General features: G+C 56.8%; 13 protein-coding genes and 1 pseudogene. 6 read left to right on the top strand and 8 right to left on the bottom strand.

Features of this window, described 5'->3' with window-relative positions:
- The first annotated feature begins 5 nt into the window (after nucleotides 1–5).
- The 5 genes and pseudogenes from nthB (at nucleotide 6) to Q8X48_RS13265 (ending at nucleotide 3,367) form a co-directional block, all read left to right on the top strand.
- Complete coding sequence (gene nthB, locus Q8X48_RS13285) at nucleotides 6–668, top strand: nitrile hydratase subunit beta (RefSeq protein ID WP_095965363.1); 663 nt, start codon at nucleotides 6–8, stop codon at nucleotides 666–668.
- Nucleotides 665–1,888 (top strand): GTP-binding protein, encoded by a 1,224-nt coding sequence (locus tag Q8X48_RS13280; protein ID WP_407800348.1) that lies wholly within the window; start codon nucleotides 665–667, stop codon nucleotides 1,886–1,888. The genes nthB and Q8X48_RS13280 overlap by 4 nt, the downstream gene beginning before the upstream one ends.
- Before the next feature lie 517 nt (nucleotides 1,889–2,405).
- Nucleotides 2,406–2,603: pseudogene (locus tag Q8X48_RS13275) on the top strand (integrase); the annotation flags it as partial.
- Nucleotides 2,604–2,906: 303 nt separating this feature from the next.
- Nucleotides 2,907–3,116, top strand: a complete 210-nt coding sequence (locus Q8X48_RS13270; RefSeq protein WP_407800386.1) for a hypothetical protein — start codon at nucleotides 2,907–2,909, stop codon at nucleotides 3,114–3,116.
- A gap of 125 nt (nucleotides 3,117–3,241) precedes the next feature.
- Entirely contained in the window at nucleotides 3,242–3,367 is a 126-nt protein-coding gene (locus Q8X48_RS13265; protein ID WP_407800347.1) for a hypothetical protein, read from the top strand.
- A 519-nt stretch (nucleotides 3,368–3,886) separates the two neighbouring features.
- Here Q8X48_RS13265 and Q8X48_RS13260 read toward each other — a convergent pair.
- Complete coding sequence (locus Q8X48_RS13260) at nucleotides 3,887–4,513, bottom strand: hypothetical protein (RefSeq protein ID WP_407800346.1); 627 nt, start codon at nucleotides 4,511–4,513, stop codon at nucleotides 3,887–3,889.
- A gap of 379 nt (nucleotides 4,514–4,892) precedes the next feature.
- Nucleotides 4,893–5,318 carry a cell wall hydrolase gene (locus Q8X48_RS13255; RefSeq protein ID WP_407800345.1) on the bottom strand — a complete coding sequence of 142 codons (426 nt, stop codon included), beginning with the start codon at nucleotides 5,316–5,318 and terminating at the stop codon, nucleotides 4,893–4,895.
- Nucleotides 5,319–5,513: 195 nt separating this feature from the next.
- Between Q8X48_RS13255 and Q8X48_RS13250 the strand changes: the two genes are divergently transcribed.
- Nucleotides 5,514–6,533, top strand: coding sequence for an NAD-dependent epimerase/dehydratase family protein (locus Q8X48_RS13250; RefSeq protein ID WP_407800343.1), 1,020 nt, complete (start codon nucleotides 5,514–5,516; stop codon nucleotides 6,531–6,533).
- Nucleotides 6,534–6,609: 76 nt separating this feature from the next.
- On the opposite strand, the gene Q8X48_RS13245 is transcribed toward Q8X48_RS13250, so the two are convergent.
- From Q8X48_RS13245 to Q8X48_RS13220, 6 genes are all read right to left on the bottom strand, one after another.
- Nucleotides 6,610–8,724 (bottom strand): hypothetical protein, encoded by a 2,115-nt coding sequence (locus Q8X48_RS13245; protein ID WP_407800341.1) that lies wholly within the window; start codon nucleotides 8,722–8,724, stop codon nucleotides 6,610–6,612.
- 91 nt (nucleotides 8,725–8,815) lie between these two features.
- A complete protein-coding gene (locus Q8X48_RS13240) occupies nucleotides 8,816–9,280 on the bottom strand; it encodes a hypothetical protein (protein ID WP_407800340.1) in 465 nt (154 codons plus the stop codon).
- A gap of 9 nt (nucleotides 9,281–9,289) precedes the next feature.
- Nucleotides 9,290–12,352, bottom strand: a complete 3,063-nt coding sequence (locus Q8X48_RS13235) for a host specificity factor TipJ family phage tail protein (protein ID WP_407800339.1) — start codon at nucleotides 12,350–12,352, stop codon at nucleotides 9,290–9,292.
- The gene (locus Q8X48_RS13230; protein ID WP_407800337.1) at nucleotides 12,349–12,732 is read right to left on the bottom strand and encodes a hypothetical protein; all 384 of its coding nucleotides are present in this window, start codon (nucleotides 12,730–12,732) and stop codon (nucleotides 12,349–12,351) included. Before Q8X48_RS13230 ends, Q8X48_RS13235 begins: the two co-directional genes overlap by 4 nt.
- Nucleotides 12,729–13,214, bottom strand: a complete 486-nt coding sequence (locus tag Q8X48_RS13225) for a DUF1833 family protein (protein ID WP_407800336.1) — start codon at nucleotides 13,212–13,214, stop codon at nucleotides 12,729–12,731. The genes Q8X48_RS13230 and Q8X48_RS13225 overlap by 4 nt, the downstream gene beginning before the upstream one ends.
- A gap of 44 nt (nucleotides 13,215–13,258) precedes the next feature.
- On the bottom strand, nucleotides 13,259–16,162 hold the full coding sequence (locus tag Q8X48_RS13220; protein ID WP_407800334.1) for a phage tail length tape measure family protein: 2,904 nt from the start codon (nucleotides 16,160–16,162) through the stop codon (nucleotides 13,259–13,261).
- Nucleotides 16,163–16,210 lie beyond the last annotated feature (48 nt).

Genomic DNA, 16,210 nt, shown 5'->3' with positions numbered 1-16,210 from the left:
CTATTATGGATGGCTTTCACGATCTCGGCGGTTTTCAAGGCTTTGGCAAGGTTCCCCATGTCATCAATAGCCAGGATTACAAGCAAGTATTCAAACAGGAATGGGAGCACCTGGCTTATAGCCTGATGTTTATCGGCGCCGACCAGTTGAAAAAATTCAGCGTCGACGAAATCCGTCACGCCGTCGAACGACTTGATGTCCGCCAGCACGTTGGCACGCAATATTACGAACGCTACGTCATTGCCACGGCCACCTTGCTGGTCGAAACCGGCGTTATTACCCAGGACGAACTCGATCAGGCGCTGGGTTCACCCTTCAAATTGGCCAACCCTTCCCACGACAAGGGCCGCCCCGCCATCACCGGTCGTCCGCCATTTGAAGTTGGCGACCGGGTAGTGGTTCGCGACGAATACGTGGCCGGCCACATACGCATGCCGGCCTATGTACGCGGCAAGGAAGGCATCGTCCGACACCGCACCTCGGAAAAATGGCCGTTCCCGGATGCCATCGGTCACGGCGATTTGAGCGCGGCGCATCAGCCGACCTATCACGTTGAATTCCAGGTAAAGGACCTGTGGGGTGATGCCGCGGACGATGGCCTGGTGGTCGTCGACCTGTTCGAAAGCTACCTGGACAAGGCCGTCGACGCGAAAACGGTGGCCGCATGATTGACGGGGCCCTATCGGGCCGGTTGCCGGTGACGGTCCTTTCGGGCTTCCTCGGCTCCGGCAAGACGACCCTGCTCAACCACATCCTGCGCAACCGCGCAGGCATGCGGGTGGCGGTCATCGTCAACGACATGAGCGAAGTCAACATCGACGCCGAGGACGTGGCACGCAACGTGTCGCTGCACCGCGGTAGCGATGAACTGGTCGAGATGAGCAACGGCTGCATCTGCTGCACGCTACGCGCTGATCTGCTTGAGCAGATCAGCCTGCTGGCGCGTCAGCAGCGCTTCGATTACCTGCTGATCGAGTCCACCGGAATCTCCGAACCGATGCCGGTCGCCGAGACTTTCGCCTTCCTCGATTCGCAAGGCTTCAGCTTGAGCGAACTGGCGCGGCTCGACACCTTGGTCACCGTTGTCGATGGCAGCAACTTCCAGGCGCTGCTGACCTCCCGGGACACGGTCGGCGACGAGGACGAAACGGGCACGCCATTACGCCACTTGTCCGATCTGCTGATCGAACAGGTGGAGTACGCCAACGTCATCCTCGTCAGCCGGCTGGACCTGATAGGCGAGAAAGGCTTTCTGGAACTGAGCGCCGTTCTCGCGGGCCTCAATCCGCAGGCCGAAATTCTGCCCATGACCTACGGTGCCGTCGATCTGTCGAAGATCCTCGACACCGGTCGCTTCGATTTGCCGAGTCTGGTGCAGTCACCCGGCTGGATGAAAAGCCTGGAATCGAGTGACGATCGTCCTCCCGAGTCGGACACCTATGGAATTGCTTCGTGGGTGTATCAGGAGCGTGCGCCATTCCATCCGCAACGTCTGCTGGAGTTCCTGCAGCGGCCGTGGCAAAACGGGCGGCTACTGCGTTGCAAAGGCTACTTCTGGGTTGCCAGTCGGCATCTGGACATTGGCATGCTGGTGCAAAGTGGCGGGCAATTTCGTTGGGACTATGTCGGGCGCTGGTGGACATTCATTGCGCAATCGCAATGGCCTCAGGATGACTATCGCCGCGAAGGGATAATGGCCAAATGGGACGAGATCACCGGGGATTGCCGACAGGAAATAGTCTTCATCGGCCAGGGTATCGACCTGGATATTTTGAAGCGGCAATTGGACGCCTGTCTGCTGACCCCGCAAGAGATCATGGAAGGTCCACACACGTGGCCAACCTTGCCAGGCGCAACAACCTTCGACCTCAAGGCATTGTCACCCTGATCGCTCGGCAACCCGCCTATCAATGCACAGCCATAGCGAGGCCGCACTAGCCTCGTTATGACCTGTGAGCGATTCGCCACGGCTTCCCCCAGAGTGTACGCGCGAGGATATCGCTATCTCTTTCAGTTTCGGTCATATGTTTCACCGGGCGTAAAAAAGCCCGCTCTTGGCAGGCCTGGGGCATACCTCAGCTACTTGTTTACTCAGCACAGATTGTTAGAAAAAAAGAATCGCTCCAGGACGGACTTTTGACGCTTGAAATCGATAGTTGGACATCCATACCCCCCGAGCTACCATCAGGGAATGGATGATACTGACCAGGGCAAAGTATGAGCACCGAACCTAAGCACGGATGGAAATGGGCTTACCAAAAACTGCGTGGGCTGAACTGTTCACGCGGGACAGCCTTCTTCAGAGCAACGCTTTATTCCCTTCGGGGTGATACGGGGTCGTTTTACGTTGATCGCAGCTGGGAGAAGGTTCGCCTTCGACGCTGATTGCATCACTCGTTTTGGGACTGCTGATCGATATTTTCAACCACACCGCGGCAAGGGGGCTGTGCCCGGACATCCCGGCCGCCAGCACGATCAATCGCATCGAGAAGAAACAGCGCAAACGCCATACCGTCGAAGGTCTTAAAGCGATCAGGGAAAAGGCGCCAGCCTGGCTACAGAACGCGATTGGTTTTGTGCAGGCACAAAAAAGCCGATCCATCTGATCGGCTTAAGTGTCTGATTTTACTCAGGAATAATGGTCGGGACGGAGTGATTCGAACACTCGACCCCTAGCACCCCATGCTTGCAGGGGAGCTAAAAAGCTTTACAGATCAGCCCTTTGGAACGGCGCCCACTGCAATCGATGCCGTACCGTGCTTAACCGTGATTTACGTTTCCCCGCAAAAGTCCCTACAGGCTTTCGACGAGAAGGTCCCTGCATTCCGGCGTTCTGCCGATCGAACACATCCATGCCGAAACTGACCGCGACTACTACGCTTTCCCTCATCTATAGAGGAATCGCGATGCCCAACTCAGACCTGCTCCCTTCCCTGCTCTTCAAAATTCACGAAAACCAGCTTGCCCTTGAAGCCGCCATCATGGAGCTATCGAACTGGGTCGAGCAACGCGGATCGGCCGACGTCGCCGACAACGTGCGCGGCGCCCTGGAATCTATCGACAAGAACGAAGAATTTATCAAAATGACGCTGGCCGTACTGATGACGCCGGAATGACGAAGCCTGACATTTCTTCGCCGACAGCGCTGGTGAGATGGCAGGCATCTACGGCCGACGGCCAGTGACACTCAACCCCAAGGGAATGGTTGGGCCCGGCCACTCCAAAAGAGTCTGCCGAGCACATGGTGCTGATCCAAGGAGAACCGACCGATGCGGTCGAGTGGTTCAAGGTGGGCCGCTCGATCGGCAACGTGCGCAATCAGGGGGCTGACCTTATCAAGCCGACTGAGGAAAACGGCTTGTTCTAAGTTGGGGCCAGAGCTTTCAGCCGATCTTCAGGCGCTGAATCGAAGATCACACAGAGTTTATCGATGGTCGAATCATTCAGCGCGCCGGCCGCCTTCTCGCCAATGGCGTGAACAGCGACCCCTCGCGTGCGCCTATCGAAGCCGAGGTCGAGCAAGCCAATCCGCCCCCTCGCTGATCCACCCCCGATACCGTGCCAGAACTGCCGCCGCTGCTCCAGCCTGAATTCATCGCCGCCCCCAACCAGTAGCGCTGGGTGCAGGATTTGGCCTTGACCGATGACGAACGCCACGACCAAGCGCTGGTACGGGAAACGCGGGAATGCACCCTGAGCAATTATCGCGGTTCGGCTGGCGAACAGGGCCTTGGTCCAGTCCGGCGTCAACCAACCGCTGGTGAAAGCAAACGCTCGGTCGCAGATCTGTGTCGCCGCCAGCTGCGCAGGGACGAACTGCTGGCATTTCTTCGCAATTGCAACATGCTGGATGAGAGATGTAGCGATTGGGGACTACGCCCTCAGATCAGCCCCCAATCCATTTACTCAAAATAATTTTATCCGTACATCCTCGAAGAATGCCGGTTAACATAAACGTTTGACTGCCACACGTACCTGTAAGACGAGTGTAATTTATAAAAACAACGGAATATTTATTATCAAAATTCTTGTACGATTTAAAGATTCTCCCACTCCCCTCCAATAACGTACCGATAATTTCCTCACCGCTGTCGCCACCTTCTGACGATTCAAATCTTATGGTTACATTATAGCAAGTATTTTTTTCGTTGATAATTTTGAAATTATCACACTCGGGATTATTTTGATCTTTGCCTAAAGAAACCATATCTAAAATCGGATCATGTAATTTATCGTTCCGTGCGTTCGCTTCAGCCTGCAACGTCACTGACTTCTTTAACTCTTCGGACTGAGTTCGAAGCGCAACAGAACTCTCCCTCAACTCTTTTCCTTGCTGTCGGTAGCCAAGTACTAGCCAAAGAAACGCAAGTGGTGCAAACACACCTGCAGCAAAATCCCCCAACTCATTCAACGGCAATGAAAATACCTCGCCGCCGCGAGCAATGATAATTGCTAAAAACAACGAAAGATAAGCGGAAGTTATAACTCCAGCCCAGCGTTCGAAAGGCTGCATCCTGAACCATCTGACATACAGTTTGACCCAAGTCCTGATTTTTAGCACCGAAAGGATCTCTAAACTTCAAACCGCTAGTGTATCAATAAATAGCATACTGCCACCACTACAAACTGGCACCTTAAGTTGCCCGTTTACTGGGGCTTCCACCTCCCTATTGCGCCTCAATACGCAGTCATTGGCTCAAAAATTGGCCGAACCCCACCCCCCTCCTTCGGTGTCCTGCCAACCGAACACAAGCAACCTATCGCAGTAGCTACCCGCTGCCGCATCGCTGGCAATCCCGTCTTCAAACATTCAGGGATGGAGGAGAGAACAAAACCCCTATTGAGCGCATGTTAATTTTTACGACCTGAAATGTAGGTCATGGCGCCGATGCTCACGGAACGTCCTTGAAAAAGATGTGACGACCGAGCTTCAGCGTCTGCTTGGCGCCCTTCGCCCAGGTCGGTGGCTTTGGCATGGTGGTGGCGTAGTAGTGGGTCGCACCTCCGGTTGGATCAGGCACCTTACCGGCCAGAACCTGGTCAGCGGCAATCTGCGCTTGAGCAAACTCTCGGAATGGGATCGGCTTCACGCCGCTCAGGAAGGTGTAGTTCGGATCGTTCTTATTCCAGCAGCTGAACTGGTACGGTTTCTGGCACACGCCGACGTAGCCCTCGCCCCACCATGACTTGGGCTTGCCATCTAATACACGGTTGCGGATGGTCCAGGCCACGGCGATCTGTCCGGCGAGGCTTTCGCCGCGGGCTTCGCCCCAAAGCGTACGGGCGAGGATGTCTCGTTCTTTTTCGGCATTGGTCATACTTTTCTCCAGGCGTAAAAAACCCGCGCGGTGGCGGGTTCGTAGGATGGCAATGTCGCTTCAACTAGCACTTCCCGGGGTAGGCTTTCCCCCGAAAGAGGTGCGGCACCTTTCGCGAGCGATGAAATCTGGCATAAACTATGGCGTTGCCGACCACCAATTAACTGCCACACACAATATTATTTAAGGAAAAATATGAATTGCGCGGTGATCTTTGGAGGCTCCGGCTTCATTGGTACTTTTTTTGCAAATTATCTTATTGAATCAAAAACAGTAGAGAAAGTTTACCTTTACGACAAAGAACAGATAGATCAAAAACCTTTCCCGTACCGGAAAGTCTTAATCGCAGAGCAACCGCAAATCGTAGAGATCAATGGCGATGTTAGGAAGCCTATAAACTGGACTCCAGACGAAGATATTTACTTAGTGGCAAATTTCGCCGCTATTCATCGCGAACCTGGGCATGAAGACTTCGAGTATTACGAAACAAATCTGCTAGGTGCCGAACACGTATGCTCGTGGACTGCCACAGTAGATTGCCGAAATGTAATTTTCACTAGCTCAATTTCGCCGTACGGCCCCAGCGAGCAATCAAAAGACGAGCGATCGCTGCCGACCCCGACGACTGCGTACGGCAGTTCAAAGCTTGTAGCTGAAAAAGTACATCAGAGTTGGCTTGCCGCAGATCCACAACGGCGGCACCTCGTGATCGTTCGGCCCGGCGTGGTATTCGGTCCGAACGAAGGAGGAAACGTTTCTCGCCTTATCAAATCGGTTTTGAACAGGTACTTCTTCTACACCGGCAACCGCACAACTAGGAAAGCAGGGACGTACGTAAAAGAATTATGCATAGCAATGCTATGGGTTTTAACACGCCAACAAGAGAAACAATCAAATTTTTCCCTGTTCAACATGACTATGAATCCCGGCCCTTCTATAGAAGAATATGTTGACTCAGTGTGTAAGGTAGCCAATATAAAAAGGTATATTCCTTCTGTGCCATTCAGAGTATTGCTATTCATTGCTCAGTGCATTGATACGATCACCCGACCATTGGGAATAAAGCACCCATTCAGTCCAATCAGGATCGAGAAACTTAGAAGATCTAACAATATCCTCCCTACATTTTTACTAGAAACCGGTTACACCTATAAATACACCTTGGTGTCCGCTTTAACGGACTGGAAACAAAGCAACCCTGATGAGTGGACTTAACAAACCTTCGCACAGGAAAAAAATCAGGTAATGACACAGCAAGGCCCGCTCTAGAGCGGGCTGTTTTCTTTCGCCCTTAGCCATTAATCATATTGTTGTCAGGGGTAAGTCCCCACGTATTGCCAATCGGGGTTAGTGTGACGCTCGCGCGCGAACCATTGGCTATGGTGAAGTTGGCGTTTGTCATCCTGACTTGGTAACTCGTTCCAATGTAGGAATAAGCCGCAGGACCGTGGTTCGCGTTATTCTTCGCCAAAAGTCGTGCAACTAAAGTGGGGGAGCCGGCTTCAGGGTTGAAGTTGCCAGATGGCCCGATCGCCAGAACATCACTGTAGAAATGATTCCCGATGTTGTTAGTACTGGAATACATCACCTCCATGATGCAGCCACCCCAACGAGCAATCTCGGCGACCAGATCGGTCATATCCATGTATCCATCGACGGATGGCTTTATCTCGAAAGACCGCGGCGCAAACGTCGGATTGTTCAAAGTCGTGCTAAGTGGATCGCGATGCAGAGCAGTGATCTGATACGCCTTTTTCAGAATCACGGGCTTTTGAAGCGAGCGAATATTCCCAGTAAAGTACAGCCCTCGGTTAATGAATGGAGCGTCACAAAGGATAGCGCGATGATTGGTGCTGGCCTCGTAGCTCAGTTCAAGGTGACAGTCAGCCACGTATCGCACATTGGAATTATTGTTTAGGAACATCGTGGTTTCACCGTTGGAAAAGTAGGTGCCTTTCAACCTTGCGTGATACCAAATGCAATTGTTTTCTACCACAAACGCCGGCTGACCAGGGTCTTGCTCCCAAGTGCAACTTTCCCATGAGTGCCCGTGCATGCTGTCGTCGCCATTGGTCTTCATCATGCGCCACTTGGTAAGGCAGTAACGGGTGTAGCGGCAATCGCGAGATGTCACGAACTCCGTGTACTGTCCGGCATCTTTGTTGTGGAAAACCTGTCCATAACGATTAGTCGAGAATATGGTCCCGCTCGTATTGAGCTGGCCAACTCCGCGATATTCGATACCCCAAGAGGTTGCACTGCCCTCGAAAGTCATGCGGCTGCCAATCTCCCCTTTCAACGGAGAATAGTGCTGCCCGACGATGTTTTCGACAATGAGAGCAGGCGCGTTCGAGATAGCCGGGTAGCGCAGGCGCGTCGTGTTAGCGTTGCGACCTTGGAAATCTACTACCCCCTGAAATTGATAAGAACCAGCCATCGTAACCGAGAAAGTCCGGAGAACCAGGGACTGCGTTATGACAAATGTTCGGCCCGTTAGGCCTGTGTTTCGTTTAGATGCTGTCCCTTCATCTAGCATGGCTTGGATAGCCGCCCAGCTATCCGTAATGCCGTCCCAATAAGCTCCGAACATTTCACCGAGCAGCTCACCGTTAGGAACTTCTCGCAGCCACCTTCCGACTGGCACCCCGGTAACGGCTATGACAGTTCCGGGATTGGCCGTGGTAGTGGATGTGGCGCTCCATTTGAAACCGCCCTCGCCAACGTAGCCGGGGTTTGCGAGCGAAGCCCAGCCATCTCGGTAAGCGGTGAGGTGAATACGATCGCCATGATAACGACCCGGAACGACCATCAACTCTGCCATTGTGTTGATTTGTCGAGTTGCGCGACCTATCAGGGCCGCACCTTTCAACGGATCGGTGAAGTTTGCTGATTCTTGGCGAAGGGAATCATCACCTATCAGCTTCAGCTTGGATTCGTCGGACGACCAGTTGCTGGTTGTGAGCGGAATGAAGGAGCCGCGAGCACGGTATTCATTTCCCAGATAAGTAACGGTCTTGGTTGTACGGTCGAGCAAAATTCCAGCGCCATATGGAACTGGTGGCTCGTAGCCGCTGGCATCCATGAATGCGTTGAACTGCTCCCCTCGGCGAGCTTGATCGACATCAAACTCTGACTCACGCCGCGCTTGGGCAGAATTATGCTCAACCTCCATCCCCTTCCACGACTTGAGCGACACACCCAGGCGATTTGGATGAGAGACACCGCTCCCGGTCATGAGGTAATCAAGATCCTCGGCGTTATCAAACAAGTCCTTCGGAGAAGCGGAGCCTGGTGGATTGCCGGTGTTATAGGCCATGGTTATCTTGCTCGCAGAGTACGCCAGCGGCGCCGCGAAAGATGCGGTACCGAGGGCGCTGAGTTTTAGTAAATTCCGGCGATTAACCATGACGACCAAACCTTGAAACGGGAAAGGCCGGCAGTATACCGGTGGTAGTGTCGTGTGTTCATGAATACCGTGGCCGGCCGTCGAAGGGTGTTCAATCGTCGAAGTGGCGAGGCCACTCCTGATTCATCGCTCTGTCGAAGATGTTGGAATGCAGCACGTATTCCGGCGCATACAGCAGCCAGTCCTTGTCGATGATTGGGCGCTTGAGCAGTTGCAGGACGGCCCTGAAGCGCCAGCGGGAAATGCCGACCAGCGTTGGCCCGCTGTACATCTCTTTGAATTTGGCTTGATAGCTATCTATGCCGATCGGCGTCTTGAGCGGGCAGTCAAACCACTCAACACCTTCGTTAAGGGTGTACTGGTGCCAGGCCATGAAAAGCTGCGCCTGGCCGTCGTCCATTTCCCAGGTGACTGACGGAAAGGTCGGAACATTGCTGAACCGTCTGCGCGATATGATCTGCCCGTTCGCCAGTGGTGTGTGAGCGGCCGGGCCCGTCGTGTTCATGTCGTAGCCTTCGCGCAGCGGATACGGCAGGCCTTCCGGGTACTGGATCATTTGCCGTCCTTATGGCGCCGGAGCGCTGTCGTAGGTGTAAACGCGGGCGTCATAGGGCATGCCCTTGAGTGCGACGTTGCCGTTGGATGGGTCGGAGCGCGTGACGAGCACCGGGTAGGCCCACTTCGAAACCGGCCCGATCAGCAGCTGAGGAAGCTTCATGTTCCCGTTCATGCTGGTGTCGGGCACAAAGTCGAGATCGGCGACCTGGACGTGGTATTCGTCGATTGCGGTGCCCTGGTAGGGACCCGAGAGAGAGCCATCAGCACGACTGATGCCGACTTTGTAGATCTCAGGCACTGACCAGTCGATCGGCTCTGACGACTCCAGCAGGAAGCCCCCGGCAACCGCCGTAACACTGACAAGCTCGGCGCTCTGGCATTGCCCAGGGGTATCGCTGGCCACCGCGCAGAAGCTCAGGTAGCCGCTGTTCATGCCGGCCAATTCGGTTTCCCAGTTGTAGGTGTCCTGTCGGAACTTCTGGTGACCGCGACGGCGCATGCCGAACTGATAGGCGCGATTCTTGTCGCCCACGCCAGGCAGCTTGACCTTCTCGACCTTGTTGCCGGCATCACCGGGCCAACGGCACGGCACCGTCTCCCAGGCCCAGGTGATGTTCGAGTAGTACTCGACATCCACGCCGTCAACGTCGTTTGGCGAAGTCAGCGGCCCGGCTATGCTGAGCTTCTTGGTCATGTTTTGGGGGCTGTAGGTCTGCGTCTTCGGTCCGTAGGTGATATCAAATATCGCCCGAGGCTCGTCACGCACCAGGCTGACCAGGCCGTTCTTGATGGTCAGCTCGGCAAAGCCGCAGGCCAGCGCATCGTTGAGGCGATCCTTGGCGGTGCTGCTGTCATCGATGGTCTCGTCGTAGTACTGGCCGGCAGCATTGAATACCAGGTCCAGCCGATCCCATTCGGCCAGGTCGATGTCGCCGTCTTCATAGCCCAGCGACTTCAGCACATTGAGGCACCATGGCACGATTCCGCGGGTCGCTACCGGCGCCTGCCAAACCCCGCTCGAGCGAACCGGCAGCACGCGGGTTGCCTCCCCGTTGACCTGACTTTCCGCTTGCGCAGACAGTCGATCACCTCCGCGAATCTTGACGGACATAACGGTCATGCCCGGGTAGCTGGTCGGTCGCGTCTGACGCAAACCGCGCAAGCTTTCCCAGGCCGGGCTATCGATCCACTCGCTGCTGTTGGAGCCGCCACCCTTGGGTAGGCGTTTGATACGGCATTCAGGCCGCATGGGGTACGGCAGATCGACCCAAAAAGTGAAGCCTTGCGCATCCCGCGAATGCCCCGTGACCGATTTCGTGATCACGGTCCACGCCCCGGCAACATCCATGTCGCGATACTCGAACTGATGCTGCGAGTAGATCGCGTATTCATCGCCCTTGCGGCCTAGACCGATCAGTCCCTGGTTGTAGGCCACGGTCCACTCAATGCGTATCACCTTCTCCGCCTCTGGCGCGCAAGAGTACGGCCCGCGATAGCCGCCCTGCAGGCTGGATGGATCAAGGCTGACCATGCCGTTTACGGTTTCCATAGCGTTGAATCCGATCCATCCGGTATCAACCGAACCAGACGCGGTGAGCCGGTCAACTGTCATGATCGAGGGGCTAAACGCCGTGATCCGGTAGCGTAGGCCGCGCGGTCCGATGGTGGCCAGACCTGAACCAAGTGCCAGACCATTAACCGGTGCGCCACCGTCGTAATCCAGGGTCATTTGCGCCGGAACTTCGGGCGTGCCGGCACTGGCTGGCGTACCGGTGGTATTGATCGGGCTGCTGCCGAGGATATCGGTGCCGCCGGTAGCAACCATGCTCTCGCCGCCAAAGGTGCCGAACTGAGTGATCAGCAGGCGGCCAGATGAAGCGCTGGCCAGGAATGGCGCCGAACCCTTGGCCGCGTTGAATGCCGATACCAGGCCGGCGAGGTCAGTCGTTGCCGTTGTCAGGTTGACTGCATATGGCGTGGCGCCCAGCGTCACAGTGACCGACAGCGGCGTCACGTCGAAGTCATAGCGCGCCGGAATGCTCGATCCTAGAATCGTCGAAGCGGTCCCAGAGGTCGGAGGCACGGCTGGCACATACGGCGTGAAGCTGTTGACGACGTAGCTGCCCGCGTTGGCGCCGGCCACCTCAATGAGCATGCCGGGTACCGGGGCGAGCATTTCCAGCGGACCCTGCACGATGTCTCGTCCCGAACCTCCGTCGACCACGGTGTACGTGTACGGAGCGAGCGCCCGGATAACCAGGCCCGTCTCCCAGTCTGTCGGGAAGCTGCCAGCGCCGGCCGGAATTGCAATCGTATCTCCGTTGAACTGATAGGCCGAGGCAGTGGCTGACGGGGTGATGTTGGTCGATATGGTCAATTCCAAACCTGACGTACCGCTGGAGCTGGCGCCCACCTCTTTGGCGGTGTACCACAACCACGAAGCGGTATCGGCCGACACGTCAGCACCGGGGGCGTAGATCGACACCTGAGCATCAGCGCCCAGGGAAATCAGCGGGGTTTCGCCCACTTTTAGCTTGTTGAGTTCAACCATGCCTTCGGAGACATACAGCAGCATCTCCACCCACTTTTCGCGCGGCGCGGCAAACCAGTCGCGCGGCTCAGCCAGGTACGATGGATACACCTTCTGGTGCCCGGCCACGTTGCGAATCAGCTCGCCGAGCTTGACTTTATTGCCCTTGGCGCTGGCTTCATCAAGCGGGCTGCCTTGGGCGACACCAGTGTTGGACGGCATCCCGGGCATCTTGGGCATGAGCAGCTTCGTCGCGGCAAATGCGGCAACGATCAGCAGGGCGGTGATCGTGAACGGGTCGGAACCTTTCGGCTCGTTCCAGACCTGCACATGATCGGCCGGCCGGAACTTGACCTTGTGCCACAGACGCGCATCGATCATTTCGCCGTTGATGGCGATGCTGACCGGCTGAGCCTCGCCGCGCTTATAAAGCGGGGTTTGCTCAAGCAGCCACTCTTCCAGGGTCATGCGACGGTCAGTGGTGAACGTGGCCAGCGGCTGCGCGTCAGCCATTTTGTTGGGGAAGAATTCTACAGTCATCGGTAGTACACCACTCGTTGATAGCGTGCCTCGAAGTCGCGCACGGTGCGAATGCGGGGGCCGCCCGGGTTGGTGTCGAGCACCTTCAGCTGGCCGTCCAGGTACACGACCACGCCGACGTGATCCAGGAAGTCGCCAATCAGCGCCGAGGCAATTGCCCCAGGCTCTGGCAGACACTCTTCCAGGCCGGCGCTGACCTCTCGATAGGCCTTGGTGTTCTCACGCAACTTGGATCGCCCGACACCGCCCAGCGATGGCAGCAGCGGCAGGCCGAACACCTCGTGCCGCACAGCGTTGACCAAGCCATAGCAGTCGAAAGCCAACGGCCCGCGCGCGCCGTCCCGGTAAGGTGCCGACAGGTAATCCGCAATGTCTTTCATATGAAGATCAGTCCAGGCGCGACGGAGGAATTCAGCTTGTTGCGTGGGAAAGCCGTTCCCAGCAGGTCGAACATGCCGCACGTCAGCGTGGCCACGTCGTTGGCGTACTGCCGGTTAAGCACCGATAGCCGATAGCGCTCTGCCGGGTAGGTCAGATTGCTTTCGAGGTATCGACGCTTCGTCAGAACGATTCGCGACGATGCTGCGCGCGCCTGTTCAATTGCCGCCTGGACCTTGCCGTTGGTGTTGTCCAAGGCAATGTTCAGGTTCTGGTATCCGCTGTTGTCCCTCACGGGCAGGGCTTCTTCCACCGCCATCGCCAAAAAGACGAGCGTGCGCCCGTCCTCTGTTCCGCAGACGCGATCTTCATAGCCGGAACAGATGAGGATCGGTGTCGCCCACGCGGAACAGGTTGCCTCGATCGTATCGACGAACAGGTCTTTGCCGACTGAGGCATAGGCGATGTTGATAGGGTTGCTCATTGGGGCTCCACGCGGCCCCTAGCAAGAGACCCTCTGTTAACGAATTAGGTACCTTGTGACTGCAAACCGTACTTCTCTTGGTTTACCTGGTGCAGCTCTTTCTCACCGCGAATGTTGGCAACGCAGATGTCGATCACATCCTGTTCGCCGAGTTGGCGACGACTGACCTGCCCTGCTCGGCTGGCATCCTCGATGAGATTGAACGTAAGCGGCCGCTCAGGCGCCGGAACGCCATTGCTGGCTGACGCCGACGAACCGCTACCGCCGGACGCTGAGCGCCCAGCCGACACGTTGCCATTGCGCAGCGCCTCCACCGATGCAACGCCGCCAAACTTGCGTATGTCGGATTGCGACCAGACAATTTCGCCCTTGTGGACGGTGCCCGCCGGATCGTTAACGCCGCCGGCGCCGGTATAACCGCCATTGGAGAATCCGACGCCGGCAATGTTGGCGACGTTGGCCGCAGTGGCCACGCCGACCACACCAGCGGCGATAAAGTTGAACGGTGGCGGGAATGCTGCGAGCGCTTTCTGGATGGCCAGGTATCCGTCGATTGTGGCCTGGGCCATGGCTGTCGCCTTTCCGATCGCGGCCAGCTTGCTGTGCCCAGACTGACTCAGCGTGGCCATGATCCCGAAAAAGCTCGACGACTGATTGATGATCGCCGTGTTTTTGGCCTGCTCGATCTTGGCCCGGTTCTCGGCAGCCTGATTGTTGATGTTGGCTACGCGCTCGGCGTAGGTCTCTTCATTGATCGCCTTGAGGTCGAGATAGGCTTTTTGCTTTTCAAGCTCTGTAGCCCTCCACTGATCCAGCCTGGCCGACTCTTCATTCAGTCGAGTGATCTCGCTGTCAGCCCCGCCTATGGAGGGGTCGAGCCCGGTTGCGGTCGGCGCCTTGGTTACCCCCTCAATTGTCCCGGGCTTCTGCGCGGCGTTCAGATTGATGTCGCGGATCTTGATCAGCGTTTCTAAGCGCTTGGCGGCCTCGGTATTGCCCTGGCGCTCGTACTCAGCCATTTGCGCGGCATCGTCCAGGCTGGACTTCAACCGATTCGCCTCGCGCAGCTGACCGGTTAGGGTCAGAAGCTTGACCTGATCGTCGCTCGCCTGCTTGATGCCCCTCTGAATCTCAGCCTCACGCTCAAGGCCGGCATTCTTCTTCAGTTGTGCAGTGATCAGGTCCTGGCTGGCCAGCAAGGACTTCTGGTCGGCGGTGAGCGTTTTCTTGCCCTTGATATCGGCGAGTTGCTGCTCCCACTTGATCAGCGCCTGGGCCTGAGCCCCGACCTTCTCCGTGGCGATGCCTTGGCCATTGATCGACGCGAGTTGCTGGGTGAGCACGGCATTGGTCTGCCGCGCCGCAGCCAGAACCTTCATGCCGGCGTCTTCGGTGTAGGCCTTTGGCGCTGTCGGCTTTTTCTCCTTGCTCGCGTATTCATCCCGAATCTGACCAATGCGCTGCTCAATATCAGCCTCGGACACCTTGGCGGCCAAGCCCTTGGCGCGGGCATCGGCGATATCCTTTTCCATCTTCTGCTGATTGGTTCGGTACTTCAGTCCATCCTCGAACCAAGCCTTGTCGGCGGTGATGGTCGCCTTGCGATCCTGCAGCTCTGCCGAAGTTTTCTCGGCGGCCTGGGTCTTGGCGTCGACCACTTGCTGGGCCAGCGCCACCTGCTTTTCCAAACCGGCAATCAGGGCCTTGTCGCCGAGCTCCTGCGCATCCTGAAGCTGCCCCTGCAAATGTTGCAGCTTGAACATCTCAGGGCTGGCAGATAGCCCGGCTTTCAGCTCGTTCCAGGCCCCTGAAATGCTGGTTTTGACGCCATCCCACGCCCTGGCCAGACCGCGCGTCGATTCGACCATCTCGGTGTTGCGCTTGCCCATCTCGTCAGCCACTGCGCCGGCCAGAACCCGCACGGCTTCCATTTTGTCGCCTTGCTGCTCCAGCGAGCGCACCTGATCGAATACGGCCTGAGTAATGACCCCGTATTTATCGCTGTACTCCGCGGCCAGATCGGTGACGCTGCCCTTGGTACTCGACAGCTGGTCAGCGATATCGCCTACGCTCTTGCCGGTGGCCACGGACATTTCAGTCGCCGCGCGTGCCACTTCGGCGAACGCCTCGCCGGTCAGTCGGCCATTTTCGGCTAGCGCCAGAACAGCCTGGCTGGCCTCTTCAAAGTTACGACCGCCCGCAATGGCGTTCGACATCGCGATCAGGTCGTCAGCTGTCCGACCCGCCGCCCCACCGGTCTGGGTTAGCGTTTTCCGGTACTGCTCGGCCTGCTCATAGCCCTTGTAGGCTGCCAGCGTGAAACCAGCGACAGCGGCGCCGGCCAGAGTGAATGGGTTGATCAGTCCAGCAACGTATCCACTCAGCGCCTTGGCTGCAGGTCCTACGCCGCCGAACATGTCTTTTAGCTGGCCGCCCTGTTGCAGAAGAACGGTAAGCGGAGCCTGGCCGCCCTGGAGCGACGTGGCGATGTCGGTGAATTGCGCCGGCACACCGCGCAGGGCTGCCGCTGTCTGCTTGGCGGTAATCCCGGTGCGGGTCAGCGAGTCATCGAACCTTGTCAGACCGGCGCGAGCCTGGTTGATCTTGGCCTGGTACTCGTCATAGGTGGCCTTGTCGAGCTTGCTCCCGGCGGCATTACGATGCTTTGCCAGCTCCTGCTCTTGCTTATCCAGCTCCCCGAGACGACGAGTGACTGGGTCAATCTGGCCGAGCAGACGCTCAAGCTCATCCGCTTCATTCTCAATGGACTTGGTGGCTTTCTCAGCGCTCTTGCCCATTGTTTCCATGCCAGCGCCGGCCTTGTTCAGTGCCGGCTGGATACTCAGGCCCGCATCTTCCAGCGCCTCCAGCGCCTTTCGCGTGTCCGCCGCCTTTGCTTCGGCGTCTCGGCTGTCCAGCTCAATGACGAGGCGGGATGTTTGGGCCATTACCTTTCTCCAGGTATAAAAAAACCCGCCGGAGCGGGTCTTGGTAAT

Origin of the sequence: Pseudomonas sp. QLc11A (genome assembly GCF_052112305.1) — a bacterium.
Lineage (GTDB): Bacteria > Pseudomonadota > Gammaproteobacteria > Pseudomonadales > Pseudomonadaceae > Aquipseudomonas > Aquipseudomonas laurylsulfatiphila.
Note: the sequence above shows the minus strand (reverse complement) of the source record. Positions and strands in the feature narration are given on the sequence as shown.

What these genes read in the sequence shown, in the direction of transcription:
- nthB (WP_095965363.1), top strand. Translation starts at nt 6, where the DNA reads ATGGATGGCTTTCACGATCTCGGCGGTTTTCAAGGCTTTGGCAAGGTT.
- Q8X48_RS13280 (WP_407800348.1), top strand. Translation starts at nt 665, where the DNA reads ATGATTGACGGGGCCCTATCGGGCCGGTTGCCGGTGACGGTCCTTTCG.
- Q8X48_RS13270 (WP_407800386.1), top strand. Translation starts at nt 2,907, where the DNA reads ATGCCCAACTCAGACCTGCTCCCTTCCCTGCTCTTCAAAATTCACGAA.
- Q8X48_RS13265 (WP_407800347.1), top strand. Translation starts at nt 3,242, where the DNA reads ATGGTGCTGATCCAAGGAGAACCGACCGATGCGGTCGAGTGGTTCAAG.
- Q8X48_RS13260 (WP_407800346.1), bottom strand. Translation starts at nt 4,513, where the DNA reads ATGCAGCCTTTCGAACGCTGGGCTGGAGTTATAACTTCCGCTTATCTT.
- Q8X48_RS13255 (WP_407800345.1), bottom strand. Translation starts at nt 5,318, where the DNA reads ATGACCAATGCCGAAAAAGAACGAGACATCCTCGCCCGTACGCTTTGG.
- Q8X48_RS13250 (WP_407800343.1), top strand. Translation starts at nt 5,514, where the DNA reads ATGAATTGCGCGGTGATCTTTGGAGGCTCCGGCTTCATTGGTACTTTT.
- Q8X48_RS13245 (WP_407800341.1), bottom strand. Translation starts at nt 8,724, where the DNA reads ATGGTTAATCGCCGGAATTTACTAAAACTCAGCGCCCTCGGTACCGCA.
- Q8X48_RS13240 (WP_407800340.1), bottom strand. Translation starts at nt 9,280, where the DNA reads ATGATCCAGTACCCGGAAGGCCTGCCGTATCCGCTGCGCGAAGGCTAC.
- Q8X48_RS13235 (WP_407800339.1), bottom strand. Translation starts at nt 12,352, where the DNA reads ATGACTGTAGAATTCTTCCCCAACAAAATGGCTGACGCGCAGCCGCTG.
- Q8X48_RS13230 (WP_407800337.1), bottom strand. Translation starts at nt 12,732, where the DNA reads ATGAAAGACATTGCGGATTACCTGTCGGCACCTTACCGGGACGGCGCG.
- Q8X48_RS13225 (WP_407800336.1), bottom strand. Translation starts at nt 13,214, where the DNA reads ATGAGCAACCCTATCAACATCGCCTATGCCTCAGTCGGCAAAGACCTG.
- Q8X48_RS13220 (WP_407800334.1), bottom strand. Translation starts at nt 16,162, where the DNA reads ATGGCCCAAACATCCCGCCTCGTCATTGAGCTGGACAGCCGAGACGCC.